The 26,028-nt window shown below is 68.7% G+C and carries 16 protein-coding genes; 6 read left to right on the top strand and 10 right to left on the bottom strand.

The window, feature by feature from the left end:
- Window positions 1–65 precede the first annotated feature (65 nt).
- The 3 genes from NL241_RS10750 to NL241_RS10740 form a co-directional block, all read right to left on the bottom strand.
- A complete protein-coding gene (locus tag NL241_RS10750; RefSeq protein WP_494397500.1) occupies window positions 66–3,482 on the bottom strand; it encodes an ATP-binding protein in 3,417 nt (1,138 codons plus the stop codon).
- A gap of 104 nt (window positions 3,483–3,586) precedes the next feature.
- Window positions 3,587–6,607: a UPF0182 family protein gene (locus NL241_RS10745; protein ID WP_494397499.1), complete on the bottom strand. Its 3,021-nt coding sequence runs from the start codon at window positions 6,605–6,607 to the stop codon at window positions 3,587–3,589.
- A gap of 91 nt (window positions 6,608–6,698) precedes the next feature.
- A complete protein-coding gene (locus NL241_RS10740) occupies window positions 6,699–7,721 on the bottom strand; it encodes a YlbL family protein (RefSeq protein WP_487695636.1) in 1,023 nt (340 codons plus the stop codon).
- 151 nt (window positions 7,722–7,872) lie between these two features.
- Here NL241_RS10740 and NL241_RS10735 point away from each other — a divergent pair, with 151 nt between their 5' ends.
- From NL241_RS10735 to NL241_RS10725, 3 genes are read left to right on the top strand one after another with little or no spacing between them, the layout of a single operon-like run.
- Window positions 7,873–9,261 (top strand): zinc-dependent metalloprotease, encoded by a 1,389-nt coding sequence (locus tag NL241_RS10735; protein ID WP_494397498.1) that lies wholly within the window; start codon window positions 7,873–7,875, stop codon window positions 9,259–9,261.
- Window positions 9,262–9,297: 36 nt separating this feature from the next.
- On the top strand, window positions 9,298–10,134 hold the full coding sequence (locus tag NL241_RS10730; RefSeq protein ID WP_487695640.1) for a bacteriocin biosynthesis cyclodehydratase domain-containing protein: 837 nt from the start codon (window positions 9,298–9,300) through the stop codon (window positions 10,132–10,134).
- Window positions 10,135–10,177: 43 nt separating this feature from the next.
- Complete coding sequence (locus tag NL241_RS10725; RefSeq protein ID WP_487695641.1) at window positions 10,178–11,509, top strand: macrolide-binding ATPase MABP-1; 1,332 nt, start codon at window positions 10,178–10,180, stop codon at window positions 11,507–11,509.
- 74 nt (window positions 11,510–11,583) lie between these two features.
- Here the strand turns inward: NL241_RS10725 and NL241_RS10720 are convergent, their stop codons facing one another.
- The 3 genes from NL241_RS10720 to NL241_RS10710 all read right to left on the bottom strand — a co-directional run bounded on the left by NL241_RS10720 (window position 11,584) and on the right by NL241_RS10710 (window position 14,575).
- Window positions 11,584–11,853, bottom strand: coding sequence for a WhiB family transcriptional regulator (locus NL241_RS10720; RefSeq protein WP_487695642.1), 270 nt, complete (start codon window positions 11,851–11,853; stop codon window positions 11,584–11,586).
- Window positions 11,854–12,000: 147 nt separating this feature from the next.
- A complete protein-coding gene (locus NL241_RS10715; RefSeq protein ID WP_494397497.1) occupies window positions 12,001–12,228 on the bottom strand; it encodes a hypothetical protein in 228 nt (75 codons plus the stop codon).
- Window positions 12,229–12,469: 241 nt separating this feature from the next.
- The gene (locus NL241_RS10710) at window positions 12,470–14,575 is read right to left on the bottom strand and encodes an ATP-dependent DNA helicase UvrD2 (protein WP_494398280.1); all 2,106 of its coding nucleotides are present in this window, start codon (window positions 14,573–14,575) and stop codon (window positions 12,470–12,472) included.
- Between the two features lie 54 nt (window positions 14,576–14,629).
- Here NL241_RS10710 and NL241_RS10705 point away from each other — a divergent pair, with 54 nt between their 5' ends.
- Window positions 14,630–14,887, top strand: a complete 258-nt coding sequence (locus NL241_RS10705; RefSeq protein WP_487695646.1) for a mycoredoxin — start codon at window positions 14,630–14,632, stop codon at window positions 14,885–14,887.
- Between the two features lie 92 nt (window positions 14,888–14,979).
- Window positions 14,980–17,025, top strand: a complete 2,046-nt coding sequence (locus NL241_RS10700) for an MFS transporter (protein WP_494397496.1) — start codon at window positions 14,980–14,982, stop codon at window positions 17,023–17,025.
- Here the strand turns inward: NL241_RS10700 and nudC are convergent.
- A complete protein-coding gene (nudC, locus tag NL241_RS10695) occupies window positions 16,994–17,926 on the bottom strand; it encodes an NAD(+) diphosphatase (RefSeq protein ID WP_487695650.1) in 933 nt (310 codons plus the stop codon). The genes NL241_RS10700 and nudC overlap by 32 nt on opposite strands.
- A complete protein-coding gene (locus NL241_RS10690; protein WP_494397495.1) occupies window positions 17,919–19,013 on the bottom strand; it encodes a potassium channel family protein in 1,095 nt (364 codons plus the stop codon). The genes nudC and NL241_RS10690 overlap by 8 nt, the downstream gene beginning before the upstream one ends.
- Window positions 19,014–19,120: 107 nt before the next feature.
- On the opposite strand from NL241_RS10690, the gene NL241_RS10685 reads away from it, so the two are divergent.
- A complete protein-coding gene (locus NL241_RS10685) occupies window positions 19,121–19,519 on the top strand; it encodes a DoxX family protein (RefSeq protein ID WP_487695652.1) in 399 nt (132 codons plus the stop codon).
- Here the strand turns inward: NL241_RS10685 and NL241_RS10680 are convergent.
- Together NL241_RS10680 and NL241_RS10675 are read right to left on the bottom strand one after the other, a co-directional pair.
- Complete coding sequence (locus NL241_RS10680; RefSeq protein ID WP_494397494.1) at window positions 19,485–22,874, bottom strand: ATP-dependent DNA helicase; 3,390 nt, start codon at window positions 22,872–22,874, stop codon at window positions 19,485–19,487. The two genes, NL241_RS10685 and NL241_RS10680, sit on opposite strands and share 35 nt — an antisense overlap.
- Complete coding sequence (locus NL241_RS10675) at window positions 22,814–25,969, bottom strand: ATP-dependent helicase (protein WP_494397493.1); 3,156 nt, start codon at window positions 25,967–25,969, stop codon at window positions 22,814–22,816. The genes NL241_RS10680 and NL241_RS10675 overlap by 61 nt, the downstream gene beginning before the upstream one ends.
- Window positions 25,970–26,028 lie beyond the last annotated feature (59 nt).

Raw genomic sequence — 26,028 nt, 5'->3', positions numbered from 1 at the left:
TTGGCCTTCTCTTGGCGAAAACTTGGCGGCTGCGGCCGCCCGGTCTCCAAGCAGATCAGCGCTGGTCAGCCGGCTGCTGCCGTGGTCTCCGCCAGCTGCCGCGCCTCGTCGGCCAGACCCAGCATGCCGAGTCGGCGCGCGTCACGCTCCAACGCACGCGCCCGCACGCTCACCTCGGCGTCGTCGTCCATCTCGAGCTCCAGCAGTCGGCACCGTAACAGTGTGGGTGCTCCGCCGGTCCGTTCCGCGATACCCACCGCCGTCGCCAGATCCCTCTGGGCGGCGCCCAGATCACCGAGCAGGTTGTGCAGGCGCGCCGTGGCGTAGGCGACGGTGCCGGCCAGACCCACCTGACCGATCACCGCGATCCGGTCGCGGAACGATCCGAGCACCTCGAGCAAAGCCCGCGCGTAGTCGGTCATCTCGTGGTCAGCACACAGGTGCGCCAGCAGCACGTAGTTGCCCAGCGACATCCAGTTGTGGGTGTGGGTCCCGGAAAGACCGTGGTGCAAAAGGTCTTCGGCGACGGCTGGGTCACCGTCGCGTACTGTCTCCAGCGCCACCCGGACCACCGCCACCATGTCCTCACCGCCGGTGTCCGGCACGTCCCGCGACAGCAGCCCGGTCTCGGGGATGCGGCCCCTCTCCCGGATCAGTGAAGCCGCCGCCAGCATCCCGCTGCCGGCTTCGTAGAGTTCTGTCTGTTCATGCACCGACGCCGCAATGGTGTGGTGGCGTTCGGTTTCGGCGAAATCGCCGCGCCACAGTGCGATCACCGCCTCTGTCCACCGCAGCTGGGCGCGCAGCACCGGCAGCTGCAGTTCCTCGCTACCGTCGATACCGGCCCGCAGATGCTCCACCGCCCCGTCGATGTCGCCGAGGTTGATGGCGGCCATGGTCGCCACCGAGTGCGCGATCACGGTGTCCTCACGAATTCCCCTGTGTTGCAGAGTTATCAGTTGTTCGACCCATTCGAGTGTGTGGGCGCTCAGCGGTGCCACGCCGGAGTAGGTGATCAGCGAACCCATCAGGGCGTCGGCAAGGATCTCGGCGTCACCGGTGGCGTCGGCGAGTTCCCGGGAACGCGCCAAATGGGCCGCGGCCACCGAGGCATCCGGGTGATAACAATGCCCGACGGCCAGCGCGGCCCGAATCCGGGCCTCGGCCGCCGGATCACCGGCTGCCAGCTCGGCCGCCTGATTGAGCACCGCCAGCAGCGGACCGGGATCCACGCCGGGAGCCAGCCACGGCCAGCCACCGCTGACCCGCAGCAGCGCGCTGGCCAGCCGCCCGGCGGTGGCGGTGCGGCCGGTGCGCAACGCTTCCAGGATGTGCCGCTGCACCGTCTCGAGTACCGTCTGCCCGCGTCCGGCCCGCGCCAGCGCACCCAGCATCGCCACGGTCAACGCGTCGCGCTCGGCGTCGCTGCGCTCTGCCGCCGGCAGCAGGTCATAGGCGTCGAGGGCGGCCTGCCACCAGCGGGCGGCGGTCTCCGAACTCCAACGCTGCGTTGCCTGTTCGGCCGCAAGCCGGCACGCCTGCACCACCTGAGCCGGCTCGACGAGCGGCAAGGCGGCCACCAGATGCTGGGCTCGGCGGGTCAACGCATCGTCGACGACGCCGTGGGCGAGCACTTCGGCCACCTTGGCGTGCAGGCGCTGGCGGCGCAGTGCGGGGAGGTCCGCCAGCAGCTGCGTGCGTAGCAATCCGTGGGCGAAAGCGTAGCCCTCACCGTCATGGGCGGGCACCACGATCCGCTCGTCGGCGGCGTCGTCGAGGTAGTCGGCCAGGGTGTCGAAGTCCAGCCGGGTGGTCGCAGCCAGAACCGCGAATTCGACCACGTCACCGATCACGGCGGCAGCCCGGAGTACTTGCAGCACAGCGGGATCCAGACCGGCAAGGCGGCGATCGAGCACGGAGCGAATGGCGCCGGGGATCTCGGTGCCCGCACGTTCGGCGCGGGGCAGCCGGGCGTATTCGGAGACGAAGAACGGGTTGCCGCCGGTCCGGTCGGCCAGCACCGCCGTCTCGGAGTCGGTCAGACTGTCCTCGGCCACCTGGTTCGCCAGTGCTTTGACCTCATCGCGGTCCAGCGCAGGCACTTCCAGATGCCGGTTACCGTCGCCGCGGGCCGCCGTCGCCAGGAAGCGGGACAGTTCAGGACCGTGGTCGACATCGCGGACCGTCACGACCACCAGGATCGGGTGATCACGCAGCGCGCCGGCGACATAGGCCAGGCAACTCGCCGAGGTGGGGTCGGCCCACTGCGCGTCGTCGATCACCACCACCAGAGGCTGTGATCGCGAAACCCGTTCCAACAGAGTCTGAATACGTTCGTAGACGTGAAACCGCGCGGTATCGGAGTCGACCTCCGCGGGCACCTGCAGCACCTGGTCGGCGTCGGCGCCCAATGCCCGCACCAACTGGCGCATCGGCCACCACGCCGGAGTTCCGCGCTCGTCCGGGCAGCCGACCCACACCACGTCGGCGCCACGGCGACCGCCACGGGCGGCCGCTTCTTCGGCCAGGCGGGTCTTGCCGATTCCCGGGGGTCCGGTGAGCACCAGCCAGCGGGTGGCTCCCCCGGTCATGTCGTCGAGCAACCGTGTCACTGCGGCCAACTCGCGGGTACGACCGATCAGCCCGGACGCCGGCACCTCGGGTGCGGGGGTAGATGACAGGGCTGGGGCCGGGACGCTGCCTGCGCCGGTCCACTCCGGGGACCGCGGCCAGGCCGCCAGTTCGGGAGCTTGCCGCAGGATCGAAGTCTGCAGCTCCCGCAACTCGGGCCCGGGCTCCAGCCCGAGCTCGTCGTCGAGAAGCTGTGCGTGCGAACCGAAGACGTCCAGCGCCTCCGCGGTGCGCCCGGAGCGGTAGAGCGCGAGCATCTGCAGCCAGGCACCGCGGTCACGAAACGGGTCCGCCGCCCGCAACTGGGCGGCCTGGGTTGCCGCATCGGGGACCCGCCCGAGCGCCAGCAGTGCCGTCACGCGGTGTTCCTGGCATTCGGCGCGCAGGTCCTCGACGCGGCCGGCTTCCTCATGCACCCAGGGCTGGTCGCGCATGTCGGCGAGCAGCGGGCCCCGCCACAACGCCAGGGCCTCGTCGGCCGCGGTCAGTGCTGTGCGCCAGTCGCCGGCCTCGATGGCGGCGCGGGAGGCGGCGCAGCCGTCGACGAAGGCACTCAGATCGGTGTGTTCGGCGTCGAGGTAGTAGCCGGGTGCCTGCCGCACGATCGGCGAGGCCGCCCCCTCCCCCATCCGCAAAGCCTTGCGCAGATTGGAGATATAGGCCTGCAGGCTGGCCAGCGCGCTGCCGGGTGCGTCGTCACCCCAGACCGCATCGATGAGCCGATCGGTGGACACCACCCGGCCCTGGGCGATCAGCAGGACAGCGAGCACCGCGCGTTGTTTGGGCGAGCCGATGTCGATGAGGTTGTCGGCGTGCGCCACCTGCAGTGGACCGAGCAACCGATAGTGCACGGGTGGAGTCTAAAGACGCCTGTCAAGACCCGCACGAACGCGCGTGTTTGTACGGATTCGACGGAATGTCGCCGTACAAACACGCGCGCTCGGCCTAGAAGGGGTCAGCGGGTTTGGCGGTACTTGTTCATCGCGTCGTCGAGGCGCTGCAGCGCTTCACCGAACTCGGCGAAGTTGCCACTGGTCTGCGCCTCCTGCATACCGTCGAGTGCGGTCTGCACCTCACTCAGCGCCGCGGCCTTGGCCGGCGACAACGTGACCGGTTGGCCACTGGGTGCCGGCGGCGTGGCGGCCACCGGAGTGGGCACCTCGGGCTGGGCGGCAGGCGGCTCGACCGACTGCTGGGCATTCGGCGGCGGCGAGTCACCCGGCGCGTTGGCCGGCACCGCGGCACCCGGCGTCGGGGCCGGACCGGTGGCAGTGGCACCGGCGCCCGCACCGAAGATCTCGTCGAGCGCGTCGCGGACCGTCGGCCCGTAACCCACCTTGTCGTTGTACATCATCGCCACCCGGATGAGGCGCGGGTACGACGAGGCGGCGTCACTGGCGCCCGGCGAGGCGTAGATCGGCGCGACATAGAGCAGACCGCCCTGGCCCACCGGCAGCGTCAGCAGGTTGCCCCACCGGATGCGGTTCTGGTTGTCGCGGCCGATGACACCGAGGTCCTGGCTGACCGCGGTATCGGTACTGATGGCGTTGAACGCCAACTTCGGACCGTTGACCTGGCCAGGAATGGTCAGCACCGTGATCTGGCCGTAGTTCGCCGGATCCGACGACGCACTGATGTAGGCCGCCAGGAAGTCGCGGCGGAACCGGTTCATGGCACTGGTCAGCTGGAACGAGGCCGAATTGTCGTTCTCGGCAACGTTTTTCGCGACGATATAGTACGGCGGCTGGTAGCTGCTGGCCGTGGGGTTCGGGTCCAGCGGCACGTCCCAGAAATCCGAGGTCGAGAAGAACGTCACCGGGTCGTCGACGTGGTACTTGGCCAACAGCTGGCGCTGCACCTTGAACAGATCCTCGGGGTAGCGCAGATGCTGGGCCAGCTCCTCGCTGATGTCGGACCTGGGCTTGACGGTGTCCGGGAACACCTTCATCCACGCCTGCAGCACCGGGTCGGTCTCGTCCTGGGCGTACAGGGTGACAGTGCCGTCATAGGCGTCGACGGTGGCCTTCACCGAGTTACGGATATAGGAGACCTGCTTGTCGGGCAGCAGCCGGTTGGCGGCGGCCTCGTTGGAGTCGGCCGTGGCACTCGACAGTGAGGTCAGCTCCGAATAGGGATAGTTGTCCAGCGTGGTGTAGCCGTCGACGATCCACACCATCTTCTTGTTCACGATCGCCGGGTACACGCTGGTGTCGGTGGTCAGCCACGGCGCCACCGCCTCGACGCGCTCAGCGGGGTCGCGATTGAACAGGATCTTGCTGTTCTCGTTGATGACGCTGGAGAACAGGAAGTTGCGCTCGGCGAACTTGGCCGCGAACACCGACCGGGCGAACCAGTTGCTGATCGGCACGCCGCCGGCGCCCGTATAGGTGTAGTTGCGGGTGTCGGTGTTGGTCTCGTAGTCGTACTCGCGAGCCGGGCCGCCGTTGCTGCCGACAATCGCGTAATCGGCGGGTGCCGAGGCGATGACGGGACCGTAGTAGATGCGTGGCTGATCGAGCTGCGCGGGTCCGGGCGACACCACCGAGCCGTTGCCACCCACGACGCTGGCCAGGAACTCCGGGTAGCCGCCGTTCTGGTTGGGATCGTTGGCGATACCGCGGACCGTGTTGGCCGGCGAGGCGATGAACCCGTTGCCGTGGGTGTACACGGTGTGCCGGTTGATCCAGTCGCGCTGGTTGTCGATCAGGCGCTCGGGGTTGAGCTCGCGGGCGGCGACCACGTAGTCGCGCAGCGTGCCGTCCTCACCGGTGTAGCGGTCCATCGACAGCTGCTCGGGGAAGCTGTAGAAGTTCTTGCCCTGCTGGAACTGGGTGAACGCCGGGCTGACGATGGTGGGATCGAGCAGCCGGATGTTCGACGTGGTGGCCCGGTCGGCGGCCACCTGCTGGGCGGAGGTGTCGGCGTTGCCGCTGTAGTCGCGGTAGGTGACGGTCCGATCGGTCAACCCGTAGGCGTCTCGGGTGGCGGTGATGGAGCGGGCGATGTACTCGCTTTCCTTCTGCGCCGCATTGGGTTTGACGCTGATCTGCTCGACCACCAAAGGCCAGCCGGCACCGATGACGATGGAGCTCAGCAGCAGCAGCACCAGGCCGATCGCCGGGATGCGCAGGTCACGCAACACCAGGGCGGAGAACACCGCCGCGGCGCAGATGACCGCGATGGCCAGCAGGATCAGTTTGGCGGGCAGCACCGCGTTGATGTCGGTGTAGCCGGCGCCGGTGAAGGGCTTGCCACCACGGGTGTGGCTGAGCAGCTCGTACCGGTCCAGCCAGTAGGCGAAGGCCTTCAGCAGTACCAGGACACCGACGAGGGTGATCAGCTGGATGCGCGCCGGCTTGCTCAGCGCCCCGGCGCGTCCGGCCAACCGGATGCCGCCGAAGATGTAGTGGCCGAGCACGTTCGCGATGAGCGCCAAGAACAGGGCGACCATCACATAGGACAGCACCAGCCGATAGAACGGCAGATCGAAGGCGTAGAAGCCGAGGTCGAGGCCGAACTGCGGATCGGTGACGCCGAATTCGCCACCGTGCAGGAACATCTGGATGCGTACCCAGTAGCTCTGCGCGATCAGACCGGACAGGAACCCGATGACGACGGGCATGCCGATCCCGATGAGCTTCAGCCGCGCCAACACCGCGGTGCGGTACCGCGCCACCGGATCATTGGGTCCGGCGGTCGGTGCGAACACCGGGCGCGATCGATACGCGAGCGCCAGGCCCGCGAACACGATGGCACCGACCACCACTGAGACCACCACGAACACCGCGACCCGCGTCAACAGGACGGTGGTGAACACCGAGCGATAGCCGAGCTCGCCGAACCACAACCAGTCGACGTATCCGTCGACCAGCCGAGGGCCGACCAGCAGCAGCACCACTGCCACCAAGGCGATGGCGATCAGAATCCGGCTGCGCCGAGTCAGCTTCGGCATCCGCGCGGCGGGCCGCATACCCACGTGTTAACTCCCTGGTGGTCATGGTGGTGACAGGTGTACTGTGACGGCCCCAACTGTACTTAACGCCGTTGGGGCAAACGTCGGATCGGCGTCAGCAACGAGGCGGTTCGCCACCGGCTGAAAGCACTTCGAGCGCGTTCACCGCCCCTTCGAGATTTTCCACCCGCACCATCTCCAGGCCGTCCTGCGGGTCGGACTTGGCCTCCTCGCAGTTGTCGGCCGGCACCAGGAACACGGTGGCACCGGCTTCATGGGCGGCCAGCATCTTGTGGGTGATCCCCCCGATGGGACCGACCTCGCCGTCGATGTCGATGCTCCCGGTGCCCGCGATGAACTTCGATCCATTGAGGTCACCGGTGGTGAGCTTGTCGATGACGGCCAGGCTGAACATCAGGCCTGCCGACGGGCCACCGATATTGGCGAGGTTGAAGTCGATGGTGAATGGCGCCCACGGCACGGTCAACACCGAGACGCCGACCAGACCGGAGTCCTTGTCGGGATGCTCACCGAGAGTGATCGTGGTGGTGCCGGCGGGAGAGTTCTTCCGGCGGTAGTCGACAACGATCTCGTCGCCGGGCTTGGTGTTTTCCAGCAAACGGGTGAATTCGTCGGTGTTGGCGACCGGCCTGCCGTTGACGGCGTCGATCGCATCGCCTTCTTGGAGCTTCCCCATCGCGGGGCCCGGGTCGTTGACCGTCGCGACCGTCAGGGCCGGGGCGTAGTCGAGGTAGCCCAGCGCAGCGTATTCGGCGCTGTCCTCGGACTGCTTGAAGTCGGCGGTGTTGGCTTCCTGAACCTGCTCACGGGTCTTGTCCGGCGGGTACACCAGATCGCGCGGCACCAGCTGTTCCCGACCCGACATCCAGAGGCTCAGCGCGTGCCCGAGGGTCAGGCCGTCACGCTGGGAGACCGTCGTCATGTTCAGATGCCCTGAGGTGGGCTTGGTTTCGGTGCCCTCGATGTCGACCACCTGCTTGCCGTCGAACTCACCGAGGGTGTCGAACGTCGGGCCGGGTCCCAAGGAGACATACGGCACCGTCACGACGGCCAGCAGTACGCCGAAGGCGACTATCGGCACCAGCGCCACCAACAGCGTCATGATCCGCCTGTTCACGCCCGCAAGAGTAGGCGACGTTCGAATACGGGGATTTGGGCGCGCTCGCAACCGCTCAGCGGTTACCACCGCGCCCAAGTCACACGCTGGTTCACCGAGAGCGTGAACCGGGTGCGCGCAACCCCGCGGTGTGGTGAGTACCGTTGGAGTCATGGCTGACCTGCCCTTTGGCTTTTCATCCGGCGAAAGCAAGGATCCCGACAAGGACCCCGACAAACGGAAGGACCCGAACTCCGGGCCCAACCCGTCGGATCCGTTCGGCTTCGGCGCGGGCGGCGGCGACTTCAACATGAACGACCTGGGCCAGATCTTCACCCGCCTGGGCCAGATGTTCTCCGCCGGCGGCGCGGGGATGGGCGGCACCGGTGGCGGCCCGGTCAACTACGACCTGGCCCGGCAGTTGGCGTCGAATTCCATCGGGTTCGTCGCGCCGGTACCGGAACAGACCACCAAGGCGATCGCCGATGCGGTGCACCTGGCCGACCTGTGGCTCGACGGGGTGACGGCGCTGCCCGCCGGTACCTCCAAGTCGGTCGCCTGGACGGCCACCGACTGGATCGACAACACCATCGACACCTGGAAACGGCTGTGCGATCCGGTGGCCCAGCAGATCTCCACCATGTGGGCGTCGGCGCTGCCAGAGGAAGCCAAGAGCATGGCGGGTCCGCTGCTGTCGATGATCTCGCAGATGGGCGGCATGGCCTTCGGCTCCCAGCTCGGACAGGCGCTCGGCAAGCTGTCCAAGGAGGTGTTGACCTCCACCGATATCGGGCTGCCGCTGGGTCCCAAGGGCGTGGCGGCGCTGATGCCCGAGGCCGTCGAGGAGTTTTCGTCGGGCCTCGAGCAACCGCGCGCCGAGATCCTGACGTTCCTGGCCGCCCGTGAAGCCGCCCATCACCGGTTGTTCACCCACGTGCCGTGGCTGGCCAGCCAGCTGCTGAGCAATGTCGAGGCCTACGCCAGGGGCATCGAGATCGACATGAGCGGAATCGAGGAGCTGGCCCAGGGGTTCAACCCGGCGGCCATGGCTGACCCCGCCGCCATGGAACAGCTGCTCAACCAGGGCATCTTCGAGCCGAAGGCCACCCCGGAGCAGACGGCGGCGTTGGAGCGGCTGGAGACGCTGCTCGCCCTGATCGAGGGCTGGGTGCAGACGGTTGTCGCGGCCGCGCTGGGTGATCGCATTCCGGGTGCGTCGGCGCTGTCGGAGACCCTGCGCCGACGCCGGGCCACCGGCGGACCGGCCGAGCAGACCTTCGCCACGTTGGTGGGCCTGGAGCTGCGGCCCCGCAAGCTGCGTGAGGCGGCAGTGTTGTGGGAGCGGCTCACCGAGGCCGCCGGCGGCGACGCGCGCGACGCCGTGTGGCAGCACCCGGATCTGCTGCCCAACTCCGAGGATCTCGACGAGCCGGCCGGCTTCATCGACCGTGTGATCGGCGGTGACACCAGCGGGATCGACATCGACAAGGCCATCGCCGAGTTCGAGAAGGAATTGGGGCGGGGCCAGGACGATTCAGACGATCCCCCTGTGGACAAGTAAAAACGCAACCTCTCGCGCCGTGTCACAGTCGGCGCCATGGTCGCGCGATACAGCCTTGATCCGGCGATGCCGGTGCTGCTGCGTCCCGACGGCACCGTTCAGGTGGGCTGGGATCCACGTCGGGCGGTGATGGTGCGGCCGCCCGGCGGATTGTCGGCGGCCGCGCTGGCCGCCGTGCTGCGCAGGATGCAGGCCAATGCCGGAATGGACGACCTGGCCAGGGAAGCGGCGCTTCACGGTGACGTCGGCGCCGACGAACTCGACCTCCTGATCGCCGCGTTGATCAGCGCCGGGGTGGCGCGGCCGAGCCGGACCGCGCAGCCGGGTCGTGCCCCGGCGATCCGGGTGCACGGCCGCGGGCCGCTGGCCGATCTGATCGTCGACGCGCTGCGCTGTACCAGCACCCGGATCCGGCAGAGCAGCCACGCGCACGCGGTGGTGCAACCCGACGGCACCGACCTGGTGGTGCTGACCGATTTCCTGGGCGTCGAGCCGCGGCTTCTGCGTGACCTGCATGACGCTCGAATCCCCCACCTGCAGGTCCGCGTTCGTGACGGGGTGGGACTGGTGGGTCCTATGGTGCTTCCCGGGCTGACGAGCTGCTTGGGCTGTGCCGATCTCCACCGCAGTGACCGCGACGCCGCCTGGCCCGCGGTGGCAGCCCAGTTGCGCGACACCGTGGGGTCCGCCGACCGGGCCACCGTGCTGGCCACGGCGGCACTGGCGCTGGGTCAGATCGACACCGTGCTGGGCGCCGTGCGCGGCGAACCTGTCCGCGCCCCTGCCACCCTGTCGACGACTCTGGAATTCGACGCATCCACCAGCTCGATTGCGACGCGGCACTGGCCTCGGCACCCGCTGTGTCATTGCTGACATCGCCGGTTGCCACATCGGTGCGTGTCGGCGCCGCCCGGTCATGGATGATGGTGAGGTGGCAGACATCAAACGTGGACGGGCCGCTCGCAATGCGAAGCTGGCGACGTTACCGGTGGGCTTCGCCGGCCGGGCCGCGCTCGGCGTCGGCAAGCGGCTCACCGGCAAGTCGAAAGACGAAGTCAACGCCGAATTGATGGAGAAGGCCGCCAATCAGCTGTTCACCGTGCTGGGTGAGCTCAAGGGCGGCGCCATGAAGGTCGGACAGGCCCTGTCGGTGATGGAAGCCGCCGTGCCCGAGCAGTTCGGCGAGCCCTACCGCGAGGCGCTGACCAAACTGCAGAAGGACGCCCCGCCGCTGCCGGCGGCCAAGGTGCATCGGGTGCTCGACGCCCAGCTGGGCACCAAATGGCGTGAGCGTTTCACCTCGTTCGACGATCAGCCCATCGCCTCGGCCAGCATCGGCCAGGTACACAAGGGCGTGTGGTCCGACGGGCGAGAGGTCGCCGTCAAGATCCAGTACCCGGGCGCCGACGAGGCCCTGCGCGCCGACCTGAAGACCATGCGGCGCATGGTGTCGATTTTCAAGCAGCTCTCCCCCGGCGCCGACGTCCAAGGCGTCGTCGACGAGCTGATCGAGCGCACCGAGATGGAACTGGACTACCGGCTCGAAGCCGACAACCAGCGCGCGTTCGCCAAGGCGTACAAGGACCACCCGCATTTTGTGGTGCCGGCCGTCATCGCCAGCGCGCCGAAGGTCGTCATCGCCGAATGGATCGAGGGCATCCCGCTGGCCCAGATCATCCGCAACGGCACCCAGGATCAGCGAGATCTGATGGGCTACCGGCTGTTTGAGCTCACCGACGATGCCCCGCGCCGGCTGGAGATGATGCACGGCGACGCGCACCCCGGCAACTTCATGCTGCTGCCCGGCGACAAGATGGGTGTCATCGACTTCGGTGCCGTGGCGCCGCTGCCCGGCGGAATGCCGCCCGAACTGGGCCAGCTGCTGCGCTACGCGGTGGACAAGAACTACGACGAACTACTGCCCACCATGGAGAAGATCGGCTTCATCCAGAAGGGTGAGAAGGTCTCCATCGCCGATATCGACGACATGCTCAAGCAGTACGTGCAACCGCTGCAGGTCGACGTCTTCCACTACAACCGCAAGTGGCTGCAGAAGATGGCCGCGGTGGACCTCGACCGCGCCGCCGGTCAGATCAGGACCGCCCGGCAGATGGACATCCCGGCCAAGCTGGCCATCCCGATGCGGGTGATCGCCTCCATCGTGGCGATCTCCTGTCAGCTCGATGCGCATGTACCGGTGCGCAAGATCGCCACCGAGCTGGTGCCCGGCTTCGCGAACCCGGACTGACCGAGTACGCCGACACCGCCGTTCGGGCACGCAAAACTGGTCTGCGCCCAAACGGCGGTGTCGGCGGGTGGCCGTCAGGCCGCGTAGGAATCCTTGCGCGGACGGCCGCGCGGCCGCTTGCGGGCGACAATCGAGCCGCGCTCGACGATCTCACCGCCCCAAACACCCCACGGCTCTTCGCGTTCCAGCGCCGCGGCCAGGCACTGCCGGCGGATCGGGCACTCCGCGCACAGAAGCTTGGCGCGCTCCAGATCGGCGGGGGTTTCGGCGAACCACAGATCGGGGTCACCGATATGGCACGGCAGCACCGGCACAGTTTCCTTTCGGACTGTCAGGGCTGACATGTCCTTCACCTGCTTCCTGGTCTCGTGGCTTTCGTCTCTGCTTCGAGATCCGGACCAGGTGCTCGGGGATTCGGTCCCCGGAAACACTGATGGCCACGGATCCGGTTGACTTCGGGTCCGTGGCCATTGGGCTGCTGCGTCGGGCTTCTAGATGAAACCTCGATCCACGGACGCGTCTGTCGCGGCGGCGGTGCGGCGCTTGCGCTGCGGCGCAATGGCGTCGACCGCCCAGGCGGCGTGAGCCGCGGGGGCGCGATGCCGACCCGTCATCACCGCGGATGCTTTCCCGCTGGACAGGAAGACACCGGGAGCCCCAGCCGCACGCGCCGAACCGGCAATGCTGCCTACTGCGCCGAACGTCATGAAGTCATTCATCGGGGCTCCCTCCTTCCTTGCACTTGCGGTACGCAGGCCACTTCACGGCCGTGGGTCGTATGCGTTTGAGGCTAAACGGTGCCCGCATGTCAGCACAAGCAATTTTCTGACCTGCATGAACAAGATTCCGCCACCGATTTGAGTCCCGCGCCTGCGCAGTCTTTGGCCAGGGCCGTCGATACCGCCCCCACACAGGGAAAGCCTCTGCGCCGCAGTTGCTTCTGCAGGGGTGAACGCTGCGTCACACCCGCGCGCGCACCAACTCCAGCAGATCCGCGCCGTATTGTTCGAGCTTGCGCGCCCCGATACCGGGAATGGCCACCAGTGCAGCGTCATCGGTGGGCAGCGTTTCGGCGATGGCGATCAGTGTGTTGTCGCTGAACACCACGAACGCGGGCACCTTCTGTTCCTTGGCGGTTCGTGAACGCCAATCCTTGAGCTGCCCCAGCAGTTCGTCATCGATGTCGGAGGCGCAGGTTTCGCAGCGACGCAACATGATTGCGGCCGGCGTGTTCAGCTCGGCGTTGCACACCCGGCAGCGCTTGGCCGGCCCGCGTTGCCGGCGTTGCCCACCGGATCGGTCCGCCGGCGGCTTCGGGGCGATGCTGGCCAGGAAGCGCGACGGCCGCCGGTTCTGCCGGCCACCCGGGGTCCGCGACAGCGCCCAGCTGAGGGTCAAATGGACTCTCGCCCGGGTGACCCCGACGTAGAGCAGACGACGTTCCTCTTCCACGGCCTCGCTGTCAGGACCGTGCGACAGTGCGTGCGAGATCGGCAGAGTGCCGTCGGCCAGGCCGACCAGGAACACCGCGTCCCACTCCAGGCCCTTCGCCGCGTGCAGCGACGCCAGGGTGACGCCCTGCACCACGGGTGGATGGCGCGCGTCGGCGCGTATCCGTAGTTCGGCGACCAATGCCGTCAGGTCCAGCTCCGGGCGGGTGGCCACCTCTTCGTCGACCAACTCGGCCAGCGCGGTCAACGCCTCCCACCGTTCCCGGGCGCTGGTACCACCCGGCGGTTCGGCGGTGAGACCGAGCGGCTCGAGCAGCGCGCGGACCACGGTGGGCAGGTCATCGTCGGCACTGCCCCGCTCGGCGGCCCGCTGCAGCGCCACCAGAGCCTGGCGGATCTCCTGGCGGCTGAAGAAACCTTCCCCACCGCGGACCTGGAAGGCGATGCCCGCTTCCGTCAGCGCCTCTTCGTAGACCTCGGACTGGGCGTTGATCCGGTAGAGGACCGCGATTTCGGCTGCCTCCGTACCGGATTCGATGAGGCCCTTGATGGCGCGGGCGACGGCGGTGGCCTCAGCCACCTCGTCGGGGTACTCGCGCAGCGCCGGGCGTGGCCCTGGGGGGCGCTGACCCACCAGGTGCAGCCTGCTGCCGGCCACCCGCCCGCGGGCGTCGGCAATGACCCGGTTGGCCAGCTCGACCACCTGCGGCGTGGAGCGGTAGTCACGTTCGAGGCGCACCACGGTGGCGTCGGGAAAGCGGCGAGAGAAGTCGAGCAGATAACGCGGTGAGGCGCCGGTGAACGAGTAGATGGTCTGGTTGGCGTCCCCGACCACCGTCAGGTCATCACGTTCACCCAGCCAGGCCGACAGCACCCGCTGCTGCAGAGGGGTGACGTCCTGGTACTCGTCGACCACGAAGCAGCGGTACCGGTCCCGGAATTCGGCGGCCACGGCCGCATCGTTCTCGATGGCCGCGGCGGTGTGCAGCAGCAGGTCGTCGAAATCCAGCAGCGCCACTTCACCGCGGGCCTTGAGCGACTCGTACCCGGCGTACACCGCGGCGATACGGCCCGCGTCCTTGGGGATGTCACGGCCGGTCTCGGCCACCGCGGCGGCGTACTGCTCAGGGGTGATCAGCGATGCCTTCGCCCATTCGATCTCCCCTGCCAGGTCGCGGACGTCTTCGGTGCTGGCCTGCATCTTGGCGCGATTGGCGGCCTGGGCGACCACGGAGAACTTGCTGTCGAGCAGCTGCCAGCCGGTGGAGCCGACCACCCGCGGCCAGAAGTAGGACAGCTGCCGCCGGGCGGCGGCGTGGAAGGTCAGCGCCTGCACCGATCCGACGCGGGCTCCGGTCTGTGCGTCGGCGTCGAGCCCGCGCAACCGGCTGCGCATCTCGCCGGCGGCGCGGGAGGTGAACGTCACCGCGAGAACCTGGCTGGCGGCGACGTGTCCGGCGCCGACGAGATGCGCGATGCGGTGGGTGATGGTGCGGGTTTTGCCGGTGCCTGCGCCGGCCAGCACACAGACCGGCCCGCGCCCGGCCAGCACGGCCTCGCGTTGTTCGTCGTCGAGACCCGCGGTCAGGACGCTCTCGGTCGGCATGGGATTCATCATCGCAGCGGAGTCGGACAAGTTCTCCACCGCGCCCTCAGGCAAGATTGATTCATGACCGCTACCGAACTCACCATGTACTCCACCACCTGGTGTGGATACTGCAAGCGCCTCAAGACCGCCTTGAAGGCCAAGGGCATCGGTTACACCGAGGTGGACATCGAACTCGAGCCGGAGGCCGCGAAGTTCGTGCAGTCGGTGAACAACGGCAATCAGACCGTGCCCACGGTGAAGTTCTCCGACGGGTCGACGATGACCAACCCCAGCATCCGGGACGTCGAAGGCAAGATCGCCGAGCTCTCCGTGGGGTGATGCTCCGGGCGCTGCCCGACGTCCCGTTGCGTGACCAGAGTTACACCTGGGATGCTTTTGCATAGCACTTCTAACGATCTAAAGTGCTTAGCATGTCTTACCAATCTGGTGTGTCTGCGCGCACCACGCAGCCCGGCGTACTGATCGCCGTCCTGGCGGCCGCCGGCATCGCGGTCTCGATGATGCAGACGCTGGTCATCCCGCTGGTGCCGCAGCTGCCGACGTTGTTGAACACCAGCGCGGCCAACGCATCGTGGGCGATCACGGCCACCCTGTTGACCGGCGCCATCGCCACACCGACGCTCGGCCGACTCGGCGACATGTTCGGGCCCAAGCCGATCCTGATCGCCTGCGCCGTCGCGCTCACGTGCGGATCGGTGATCGCGGCCACCACCAGTTCCCTTGTCCCGCTGATCATCGGTCGTGGGCTGCAGGGGTTCGGCGCACCGATCATCCCGCTCGGCATCAGCGTCCTGCGTGCCTCACTGCCGGCAGAACGAGTGGGCAGCGCCATGGGCTTGATGAGTGCCTCGTTGGGCGTCGGCGGTGCGCTCGGATTGCCGCTGTCGGCCGTGATCGCCGAACACTTCAGCTGGCACGCCCTGTTCTGGTGCGCCGCAGCACTGGGCGCCGCATCCGGTGTGCTGTTCGCCGCGCTGGTCCCGCACATCCCGGCCACCTCTCGTGACCGGTTCGACCCGCTCGGCGCCCTGGGCCTGGCCGCCGGTCTGGTGCTGTTGCTGCTCCCCCTGTCCAAGGGCGCGGCCTGGGGGTGGACCAGTGCGACCACCCTTGGACTTCTCGTCGCGTCCGTCTTCGTCTTCGCCGTGTTCGTCCGCTGGCAGCTGCACACCTCCTCGCCGCTGGTGGACATCCGCACCACGGTGCGCAAACCCGTGCTGCTGACCAACCTCGCCTCGATCGCCGTCGGGTTCGGCATGTTCGCCATGACGCTGGTGGGGCCGCAGATCCTGCAGATGCCCAGCGAAACCGGTTACGGCTTGGGGCAATCCATGGTCAGCGCCGGGCTGTGGATGGCGCCAGGTGGGTTGGTGATGATGGTGTCGGCACCGTTGGCCGCGATGATCATCGCGCGCCGGGGCGCCAAATTCGTTCTGGTCACCGGATCGGCGATCATCGGCAGCGGATACCTGCTGGGCACCCAACTGCTGGGCAGCGCGGCCGGCATTCTCACGTTCAGTGTCGTCGTCAGCTTCGGTGTCGGGTTCGCCTTCGCGGCGCTGCCGGCGCTGATCAACGGTGCCGTGCCCGTGTCGGAGACCGCCGCCGCCAACGGCCTCAACACCCTGGCGCGGTCACTGGGCACCTCGACCTCCAGCGCGGTGCTCAGCGCGGTCCTGGCCGGGTTGACCGTCACCTTCGCCGGCCACGCGCTGCCGTCACTGGCTGGATTCCGTACCGCCCTGTTCATCGCCGCCGGCGCCGCCGTGGTGGGCGCATTCATCGCGATGGCCATTCCCGCCGAGCGCCGAGAAGAGCCGGCCGCGGCCGACCTCGTCACCCCGGTGCGGCCACGGGCCCAGGACCTGGAGCAGGCACTGGCGTCGGTGACCCAGCCGTCCGCCGCTGAACTGCTGTCCGCGGCGCCCTCATCGACGCGACACACCTGGCTCGACCGGGTGTCCTATCTGGTGCTCCGGCGGATCGACGACAGCGGTCCCATGACACTGGCGCAGCTTGCGGCGACCTTCGGGGTGGACCCCGCCGTGTTCGGGCGCAGGATCTCGGGGCTGGTGCGCGACGGACTGGTGCACACCGTCGCGGATGCCGGTGATATCGCGCGGTTCACGCTGACGGAGGCCGGCCGGCACCGGGTGCGGGGTCAGCGGGCCTACCACGTCGCGGGTCTGCAGCGCGTCACCGCCGGCTGGGATGACGGCGACGTCGCCGCGCTGAGCGGCTACCTGGGCCGACTCAACCACGGCATCCAGCAGGCTCGGCACAATGACCGTCCGCACCGCGGCGAACCGGACACCGAACGGCTACGCCCGCTGCGCCCGGCGATCCGGCACGCGCCGGCAGAAGCGGCCACCCGCCCGCTCGTCACCGTCCCGCACGGTCAGTGGAACCGGCCACGGCAGCCGATCAGTCCTGCGCCCAGGCCCAGGACTCGATGATCTCACGGGCGATCGAAATCGAGCCGGGCAGAAGCAATCTCGACTGCGAAGCGGCGGCACTGCTCCAGTCGCCGATCTCCAGCGCCGCCCGGACCTCGTCGCGGGTGAACCAGTGCGCCTCGGCGATCTCGCCGTCGTTGAAGGCGAACGGCTGGTCCGGATCGCCGACGGCGTGGAAGCCCACCATGAGTGACCGCGGAAACGGCCAGGGCTGGCTGCCCAGATAGCGCACATCGCGCACGGTGAGGCCCACCTCTTCGGCGATCTCCCGAGTAACGCAGGTCTCGAACGACTCCCCCGCTTCGACGAAACCCGCCAGCAGCGAGAACATCCGGTCGGGCCACACCGTCTGCCGGGCCAAGACCACACGGTCGGCACCGTCGTGCACCAGGCAGATGACCGCCGGGTCGATGCGGGGGAACTCCTCGTGGCCGGTGATCGTGTTGACCCGTGACCATCCACCCTTGATCGCCTTGGTGGGTGATCCGTCGATGGCACTGAAGCGGGCACTGTCATGCCAGTTGAGCAGCGCCGTGGCCGAGGCCACCAGCTGAGAACTGACATCGTCGAAAACCGTTCCGGCGCGGCGCAAATCGAGCACATGGGCATCAGAGCCGTCATCCGGTGGGGCGAGCTCGGCGCGCATGGCCCACACGTGACGGCCGCCCTCGATGCGGCCCAGGAACACCGCATCCTCCGGCGGGGTGTCACCCAGTCCGGCAGTGGAGCTCAGCACCACACGCCCGTCGGCGATCAGAACCTGGCCGCGGCCGTCGACGCGCAGGACCGCGGCCTCCGGCCAGCCCGCGACGCCGGCGTCGATGTCGGTACGCAACTGGTCGGAGCGATCCGCACCGACCCGGGACAGCAGTGGAACGTTCCGGAGTTGGAAGTCAGCCACGGTCTTCCTCTGCGTTGCGCACGTACAACAGCCTGTCTGTCGCCTCGATGGCGTCCACCTCCGGATCGCTGACCTGCTTGAGCTTGCCGTCACGCACCACGCCCAACACGATGTCCTTGAGGTGACGTGGTGAGCCGCCGACCTCCTTGGGTTCGACCTCGCGCTCGGCGATTGCGAAACCGGCGTCCGGGGTCAACAGATCTTCGATGAGCTCAACCACGTTGGGGGTGGTGGTGGCGATACCGAGCAGCCGGCCGGCCGTCTCAGAGGACACCACCACCGAGTCCGCACCGGACTGCTGCAGCAGGTGCTGATTCTCCGACTCCCGGATCGAGGCGATGATCTTGGCCTTGGGCGCCAGCTCACGGGCAGTGAGGGTGACCAGCACCGCCGTCGGATCACTGTTGGTGGCCACGATGATGGCCGCGGCATGCTGGGCGCCGGCCAGTCGCAGCACGTCGGACCGGTTGGCGTCACCGCGGACGGTGACCAAACCAGCCTGGCTGGCCCGGTCCAGCGACGCCTGGTCGGTGTCGACCACCACGATGTCGCCGGGTTTGACATTGTCACCGACCATCGCGGTGACCGCGGTCTTGCCCTTCGTTCCGTAGCCGATGACGATGGTGTGATTGCGCACGGAGTTCCTCCAACGCTGGATTTTGAGGGCTTGGCGTGACGCGGCGGTGAGGGTCTCGACGGTGGTGCCGATCAGCACGATCAGGAAGGCGACCCGCAGCGGCGTGATCACCAGGACGTTGACCAGCCGCGCTGTCTCGGTGACCGGGGTGATATCGCCGTAGCCCGTGGTCGACAGGGACACCGTGGCGTAGTACAGGCAGTCCAGGAACGACAGACCGCCCGGGACGGGCGCGCTTTCGATATCGCGGTACCCGTCGCGGTCGAGGTAGACGATGAGCACCGCCGCGAACAGCGCTCCCAGCGCGTAGAGAACGCGCATGAAGATCCTGCGGGCCGGGCTGACGAAGTTCTCCGGGATGTGGAGATACTCGACCAGCTCGGCATCCGGCCTGGCCGTCAGCGCCTCGTCGAGTCGTCGAAGCCTGCGCCGCAACCTATTTTTGGCCACGGTGCCCTATCTTCGCGTCCGATACAGGAATTTCCGGACCGAAATCCGGCTCTCTCATCGGGTCATCCCGGCGCACGACATCATGTAACCATGAGACTGGAGACATCATGACGTCGAACACCCTCGAGAGCACCGCCGGCAAGGCAAACCAGAACCGCGCCTACCGGATGGCAGCGATGCTGACCGGTATCGGGGTGCTGCACTTCGTGGCTCCCAAACCGTTCGATTCCATCATTCCCACCGAGCTGCCGGGCAGCCCCCGGTTCTACACCTACGCCTCCGGGGTGGCCGAGGTGGGCACGGCGGCGCTGCTGATCCCGCCGAGCACCCGCCGCCTGGGTGCGCTGGCCGCCGTGGTGCTGTTCCTCGGGGTGTACCCCGGGAACATCAACATGGTGCGGCTGTGGTGGGACAAGCCCTGGCCGATGCGGCTGCTCGCCATCGCCAGACTGCCGCTGCAGTTCCCGATGATCACTCAGGCCCTGAAGATCCGACGGGAATCCTGACCTCGCCGGGCCCGGGTTCCGACCCGGGCCCGGCCAGCAACGCACTCAGCTCCTCGCGCCCGGGCAGCACGTCCGGAGTGACGGTTCGGCCGCTGCGGACATAGTGGAACACCGCCCGCACCGAGGACTCCGGGCAGCCGTGCAACGCCGCGACCGCCAACCGGTACACGCCGAGCTGAATGGCGGCCTGCCGCTGGGCGTCCTCTCCCGCCGGTGGCGCACCGGTCTTCCAGTCCAGCACCGTCACGCCGCCGTCCTTGTCGGCGAAGACGGCATCGATGCGTCCTCGCACCACGTGCTCGCCGAGCGCCATCTCGAACGGCACCTCGACGTCGACCGGGGTTCGGGCCGCCCACTGCGAAGCCATGAACGCCGCCTGGAGTTCGGCGAGTTCCTCGGCCTCGGCGGCAGCCATCTCACCGTCGACCGCACCGGGCAGATCCTCCAGGTCGAAGAGCCGCTCAGCGCCGTAGAACCGTTGCACCCAATCGTGAAAAGCGGTACCGAGCAACGCGTTCGGGTCGGGCCGTACCGGCAGCCGGCGGTGGAACCGGCGAAGTGCGGCGGCCCGGTCACGTCCCAGCTCCACGAGGTTGCTGACCGAGAGCTGGCCAGGCAGCGTCGTGCTGGGCTCTTCGGGAGCACGCTCGCGTTCTGCCAGGAGTGCATCGACATCGGCCGACCAGGCGTCGTCCTCGTCGGCGGCTGGACCGTCACCGCGTAGGGCGGCCTGGACCAGCGCCGCTCCCCGCTCGATGTCTCCCCGGCGCAGCGAAGCCGGGTCCGCCGGCCACACCGCTTCGATCACCTTGTCGCGCAAGGGGTTCGACTCACCTTCGGACGGGGCCGGCGCCCAGTGCTCGACCACACCACAGGGTGCACCATCAGCGGCGGCGGCCTCGATGATGTCTTTCAACTCGACCAGGAAGTCCGAAGGGCCGCGAGGCTTGCTTTCGGTGGCGCCCCAGTGGTGCCCGGACAGCAGCAGGGTGTCCTCGGCGCGGGTGATCGCCACGTACAGCAACCGGCGTTCCTCGTCGACCCGGCGCTGATCGAGCTGCTTACGGTGTTCAGTCACCGTATCGGACAACTGCTTTCGGTCCGTCACCGTCGAGGTGTCCAGCACCGGGACACCATGCTCACCCAGGCCCGCCCGGTCACCGCGCAGCAGCGGCGGCAGTTCACCGGCGTCGGTGAGCCAGGTGCTGCGCGCCGCGGTGGAGGGGAAGACCCGACCCGCCAGGTGCGGCACCGCGACGACCTCCCACTCCAGCCCTTTGGCTGCATGCACCGTCAGGATCTGCACCCGGTCGGCGGCCACCGTGACCTCGGCCGGAGCCAGACCGTTCTCGACCTCCTGGGCCACGTCCAGATACGCCAGGAGGCCCGCGATGTCATTACCCGCACCGGTGGCCCCGCGGGCCGCATAGGCATCGACGACGCCGGCGAAAGCGTCGAGCTGTTCGGCGCCCGACCATCCGTCACCGCCGGTGGGCACCGCCCGGGCCTCGATGTCGATGCAGGTGATGCGGCGCACCTCGGCCACCAGGTCCGACACCGAATAACCGAGGTGGGCCCGCAGTGTCGTCAGCTCGTCCCCGAGCGCGCAGATGCGCTGGAACCCCGCCGCCGAGTAGGCCTCGGCGGGGCCGGGGTCGCAGATGGCGTCGGCGAGGCAGGCGGTGTCAGCCTCGGGTGAGGCCTGCGCGACAACGGCTTGCGGGCCCTCCGGTGCTGAGGTGGCGGCCGACCGCGGCCCCGCGTCGAGCTGGCGGGCCCGGCGCCACAGCGCGGCGATATCGCTGGCCCCCAGCCGCCAGCGCGGCCCGGTCAGCACCCGCATCGCCGCCGCACCGGCGACCGGATCTGCGATGAGTCGCAACATCGCCACCACGTCGGCGACTTCGTCGATCGCCAGCAGACCGGCCAGTCCCACCACCTCGACCGGCACGCCGCGGGCGCGCAGCGCGGTGGCCATCGGAACCGCATCGGCGTTGCGGCGAACCAGCACCGCGGCCGTGGGCGGGGGTGCGCCCAGATCGGCCGCCGCCTGATACCGCGCCGCGATCTGGTCGGCCACCCAACCTCGTTCGACCTCCACATCGGTGAACAGTGCGCACCGCACCGTGCCCTCGTCGGCGCCGGGTCGCGCGCGCAGCTCCCGCACCGCCACCGAACGGCGCCGGGCTTCAGCAGAAATCGCGTTGGCCACCCGCAGGGTGCTCGGCGGGTTACGCCAACTGGTCCGCAGTTCGAGCGACGGCGCCGGGGTGCCGTCGGCGTACGGGAAATCGGTGGTGAACCGCGGCAGATTCGTGGCCGAGGCGCCACGCCAGCCGTAGATCGACTGGATGGGGTCCCCGACCGCGGTCAGCGCCAGACCGTCGTCGGCGCCACCACCGAACAATCCGGACAGCGCCACTCGCTGGGCATGGCCGGTGTCCTGGTATTCGTCGAGCAGCACGACGCGGAAGCGCTGCCGCAGCTGCACCCCGACCTGCGGGTGCTCCGATGCCAACCGGGCCGCGGCAGACATCTGCATTCCGAAATCCATGGCTTTCTCGGCCCGCAACCTATCGTGCAGCGCCTCGATCAGGGGTACCAGCTCGGCCCGGTCGGTCTGGGCGGCCAGCAGACGCAACAGCCACTGACTGGGGCCCCGGTCACGCTGGTACGGCGCCGCGGGCAGCGTGTGCACCAGTCGCTCGAGCTCGAGGTGGGTGTCGCGCAGCTGGTCTGTGCTGACCAGGTGCTCGGCCAGCTGGCCGGACAACCGCAGCACCATCGCCGTCACCGCGGCCGGAGTCTTGCCGGTGTCCAGGTCACCGGGGTGACTGCACACCACGTCGTAGGCCAGCTGCCACAGCTCGGTCTCGGACAACAACCGGCTGTCGGGTTCCACCGGCAACAGCAGACCGTGCTCGCGCAGCAGCGTACCGGCGAAGGCGTGGTAGGTGCTGACGGTGACGGGTTCAGCGGATTCGACTGTGGCCAAACCGGTTCCGGCCAGCCGGCTCAGCCGGGAGCGGACCCGGCGCAGCAGTTGACCGGCCGCCTTACGGGTGAAGGTCAGGCCCAGCACCTGACCCGGTTCGGCGAAGCCGTTGGCGACCAGCCACACCACCCGGGCCGCCATGGTTTCGGTCTTACCGGCACCGGCACCCGCGATGACCACCAGCGGGCCAGGAGCCGCCGAGATGACCGCGGCTTGCTCGTCGGTGGGTTGCGGAAGGCCCAGGGCAGCAGCGAGTTCGGCGGGACTGAACCGGACGCCGACCGGCGACGACACCGTCATCAGGACTCCTGTCCACCGTTGTGGGCCGGGCAGAACGAGCGCACCGGGCAGTGCCCGCATCCGTCGTTGACCCGTGCAACATACTGCGGACCCGCAGTCGCGGCCGCGGCCTGGCGGATCTGGGTCCGCCATTCTTCACGACTCTGCGGTGTCATCGGGTCCTGGCTGCGCTCGGTGGCGCCGCCGGAGCTGGACTTACCGACATAGACCAGACGCGCTCCCCCGGGCTGTGCGCCGTCGGGTAGCACCCCCTCGGCGATGGCGAGCTGATACAACGCGAGCTGCGCATGCCGCTGCGCGTCATCCTTGCTCACAGGCGTCTTGCCGGTCTTGACGTCGACCACCACCAGCCGGCCTTCGGCATCACGCTCCAATCGGTCGACACGACCACGCACCCGCACACCCGGACCGTCGTCACCGGGGTTGACCACCACACCGTCGACATCCACCTCGACCCCGACCTCGGTCAGTTCATGACGGGTGTCGGCGTGCCACTGGGTGAAGGCGCTCACCATTTCCCGGTGCCGTGCCAACTCATTGCGGGCGAACCACTGAGCCTCGAACGGCAGTTGCTGCCAGATGGCATCGAGATCGGCCGTGAGCTGCGCCTCGGTGCGGTTGGGCTGGGCGACCAAGGCGTGCACGAGAGTGCCTATGGTGGAACGCAATTCACGAGCGTCACTACCCCCGTGGCGTTCCAGCAGCCACCGCAGCGGGCAGTCCTGCAGGGTCTGCAGCGTGGAGGGCGACAGCGTGACGGTGTGGCCGTCACCGCTCCACAGCGGAGCGTCGGTGCTCACCGGCGTCATGCCGTACCAGCGTCCGGGGTCCGCACCGGGCACCCCCGCCCTGGCCAGACGGGCGAGCTGCGCCGCAGCCCGGGTACGCAGCTGTGCGTCGACCACACCGTCGGGAGCGCAGACCACCGCACGCAGTTGCCCGACCACCGCGGGTGCCGACAACACCCGCGGCGCCACCACGGGCTCCGGGGGCGGCGCCGCGGTGTCCTCACCGGCGCCGAATGCGGCGATGTCGGTGAAGAACGGCGACGGGATGGCCAGGCCGTCGGAGTCCGCGCCATCACCTTCGACCGCGGTGACGACCAACCGGCGCCGGGCCCGACCCATCGCGGTGATCAGCAGCCGCCGCTCCTCGGCAACCAGCGGTGCTGTGGCCGAGACCTCCGCGCCGAGCCCGTCGAGGGTGTCCAGTAGCCGCTGGGTGCCCAGGATCCCGCCGCGCGGAACGGTGTTGGGCCACAGACCTTCCTGCAGCCCCGCCACGATGACGAGGTCCCATTCACCGCCGATCGCCTGGTGCGGACTGACGATGGTGACCGCTTCGGGCGTCTCGACGGGCTCGGGAGTGCGGACCGGAAGACCCAGGCCTTCAACATGATCGACCAGGCCGGCCAGCGACGCGCCCGCGGTCCGGGACACATAGCCGTCGGTGACGGCGAACAGCTCGGTCACGTGATCGAGATCGCGTTCTGCCCGGGCGCCGCCGGGGCCGCCGCGTTCACTGAGGGTCAGCAACCGCCGTTGCAGGCCGGACCGGTGCCACGCTTCCCAGAGCACTGAACGCGGATCCTGGCCATGCCCACCCGACACTGCCTGGAGCACCGCAGCAACCCGGCGCAGCGGGCGGGCGTGGGCCGGAGCGAGCCCGGCGGGAACGCCGTCGCGCAACGCGGTGGCGAGCAGCTCACCGAAGTCTGCCGTCGCGTCTCCACCGAGCCTGCGCAACGTCCGCCTCAACTGGCGCAACGACACTGGATCGACCCGGCCGATCGGGCCGGTCAGCAGGAATTGCGCACGTTCGCCGGTGAGTCCGTCGGATCCGGCCACCAAGGCCGTCAACAACGCCCGCACGATCGCGTTGTCCGGCAGCGGAGCGTGGCTGGACGGGGCCGCGACCGGCACGCCTGCGGCCATCAGGATCCGCGGCAAGCCCGCCGCGCGCGGTACCGAACGCACGATCACCGCCATCTGCGACCACGCGATGCCGTCCACCAGGTGTGCGCGCCGCAGGGTGTCGGCGATCAGCCCCGCCTCGGCGTGCTCGGAGGCCGCCAACCGCGTGGTGACCGAACCCGGTTCAGCGCCGCTGCCGGCGATGGCCCGCGCGGGCCCCGCTCCCGGTAACTGGGCCGCCACAGCACTGACCGCCGCCGCGATGGCCGGTGCGCACCGGTGGCTGGTCTCGAGGATGATGGCGGGCGAATCGCCGGCCAACAGCAGCGCCGGGTCGGCGCCCCGGAACCCGAAAACCGCCTGGTTGGGATCGCCGGCGAGGACCGTGAGCCCCACCCCGGAGGCCAAGGCGCGCACCAGACGCGCGGCTTGCGGGTCCAGATGTTGCGCGTCGTCGACAAGCAGAGTGCCGATGCGGGCGTGTTCGGCGGCCAGCAGGTCAGGGTCGGTGGCGAAAGCCTCCAGCGCCGCACCGACGAGTTCAGCGGCACCCAACGCGGGAACGGTGGCCTGGGGCGCGGCCATGCCCACCGCCGAACGCAGCAGCATCACCTGCTCGTACTGCTGCGCGAACTTGCCTGCCGCAGTCCATTCCGGGCGGCGCGACGCGCGGCCCAGCCGCTGCAGCTGCTGCGGGTCGATGCCACGTTCAGCGCAGCGCGCCAACAGATCACGCAGTTCGGTGGCGAAACCGGCGGTGCCCAGTGCGGCGCGCAACTGCGGTGGCCACCATTGCGCACCGTCTTCGATGTCTCCTTCCAGCAGCTCCCGGATGATGCCGTCCTGCTCGGCGCTGGTGATCAGGCGCGGCGGTGGGTCACCGGCGCGCTGCGCGGCCAGACGCAACACCGCGAACGCGTAGGCGTGCACCGACCGCACCAGCGGCTGGCGCACCACCGACTGGTGCTGCTCATCGGCGCCGGCAGCGAGCAACGCCGAGGTGAGGGCGGCTCTGGCCCGGGCGCCCGGACGGCCGGAACCGGTGAGCAGCAGCACCGATTCGGTGTCGGCGCCCGCAGAAATCCGTGCCACCGCGGTGTCCACCAACAGGCTGCTCTTGCCGGTGCCCGCACCTCCGAGCACCCGGACCACCCCGCCGCACTGCGGATCGAACAGTGCCGAGGCCTGGGTGGGCCACCGGGTGACGCTGTGCAGCCGCGCGGTCGAGGTCGGTGTGGTCATGACCGGAATGACACCACGGGGGTCCGACAAGTCGGTGCGAGCTGGCACCATCTAGAGCT

The sequence above is a fragment of the Mycolicibacterium sp. SMGY-1XX genome (assembly GCF_059132455.1).
Note: the sequence above shows the minus strand (reverse complement) of the source record. Positions and strands in the feature narration are given on the sequence as shown.

What these genes read in the sequence shown, in the direction of transcription:
- NL241_RS10735 (WP_494397498.1), top strand. Translation starts at nt 7,873, where the DNA reads ATGGCTGACCTGCCCTTTGGCTTTTCATCCGGCGAAAGCAAGGATCCC.
- NL241_RS10730 (WP_487695640.1), top strand. Translation starts at nt 9,298, where the DNA reads ATGGTCGCGCGATACAGCCTTGATCCGGCGATGCCGGTGCTGCTGCGT.
- NL241_RS10725 (WP_487695641.1), top strand. Translation starts at nt 10,178, where the DNA reads ATGGATGATGGTGAGGTGGCAGACATCAAACGTGGACGGGCCGCTCGC.
- NL241_RS10720 (WP_487695642.1), bottom strand. Translation starts at nt 11,853, where the DNA reads ATGTCAGCCCTGACAGTCCGAAAGGAAACTGTGCCGGTGCTGCCGTGC.
- NL241_RS10715 (WP_494397497.1), bottom strand. Translation starts at nt 12,228, where the DNA reads ATGAATGACTTCATGACGTTCGGCGCAGTAGGCAGCATTGCCGGTTCG.
- NL241_RS10710 (WP_494398280.1), bottom strand. Translation starts at nt 14,575, where the DNA reads ATGAATCCCATGCCGACCGAGAGCGTCCTGACCGCGGGTCTCGACGAC.
- NL241_RS10705 (WP_487695646.1), top strand. Translation starts at nt 14,630, where the DNA reads ATGACCGCTACCGAACTCACCATGTACTCCACCACCTGGTGTGGATAC.
- NL241_RS10700 (WP_494397496.1), top strand. Translation starts at nt 14,980, where the DNA reads ATGTCTTACCAATCTGGTGTGTCTGCGCGCACCACGCAGCCCGGCGTA.
- NL241_RS10685 (WP_487695652.1), top strand. Translation starts at nt 19,121, where the DNA reads ATGACGTCGAACACCCTCGAGAGCACCGCCGGCAAGGCAAACCAGAAC.
- NL241_RS10680 (WP_494397494.1), bottom strand. Translation starts at nt 22,874, where the DNA reads ATGCGGGCACTGCCCGGTGCGCTCGTTCTGCCCGGCCCACAACGGTGG.
- NL241_RS10675 (WP_494397493.1), bottom strand. Translation starts at nt 25,969, where the DNA reads ATGACCACACCGACCTCGACCGCGCGGCTGCACAGCGTCACCCGGTGG.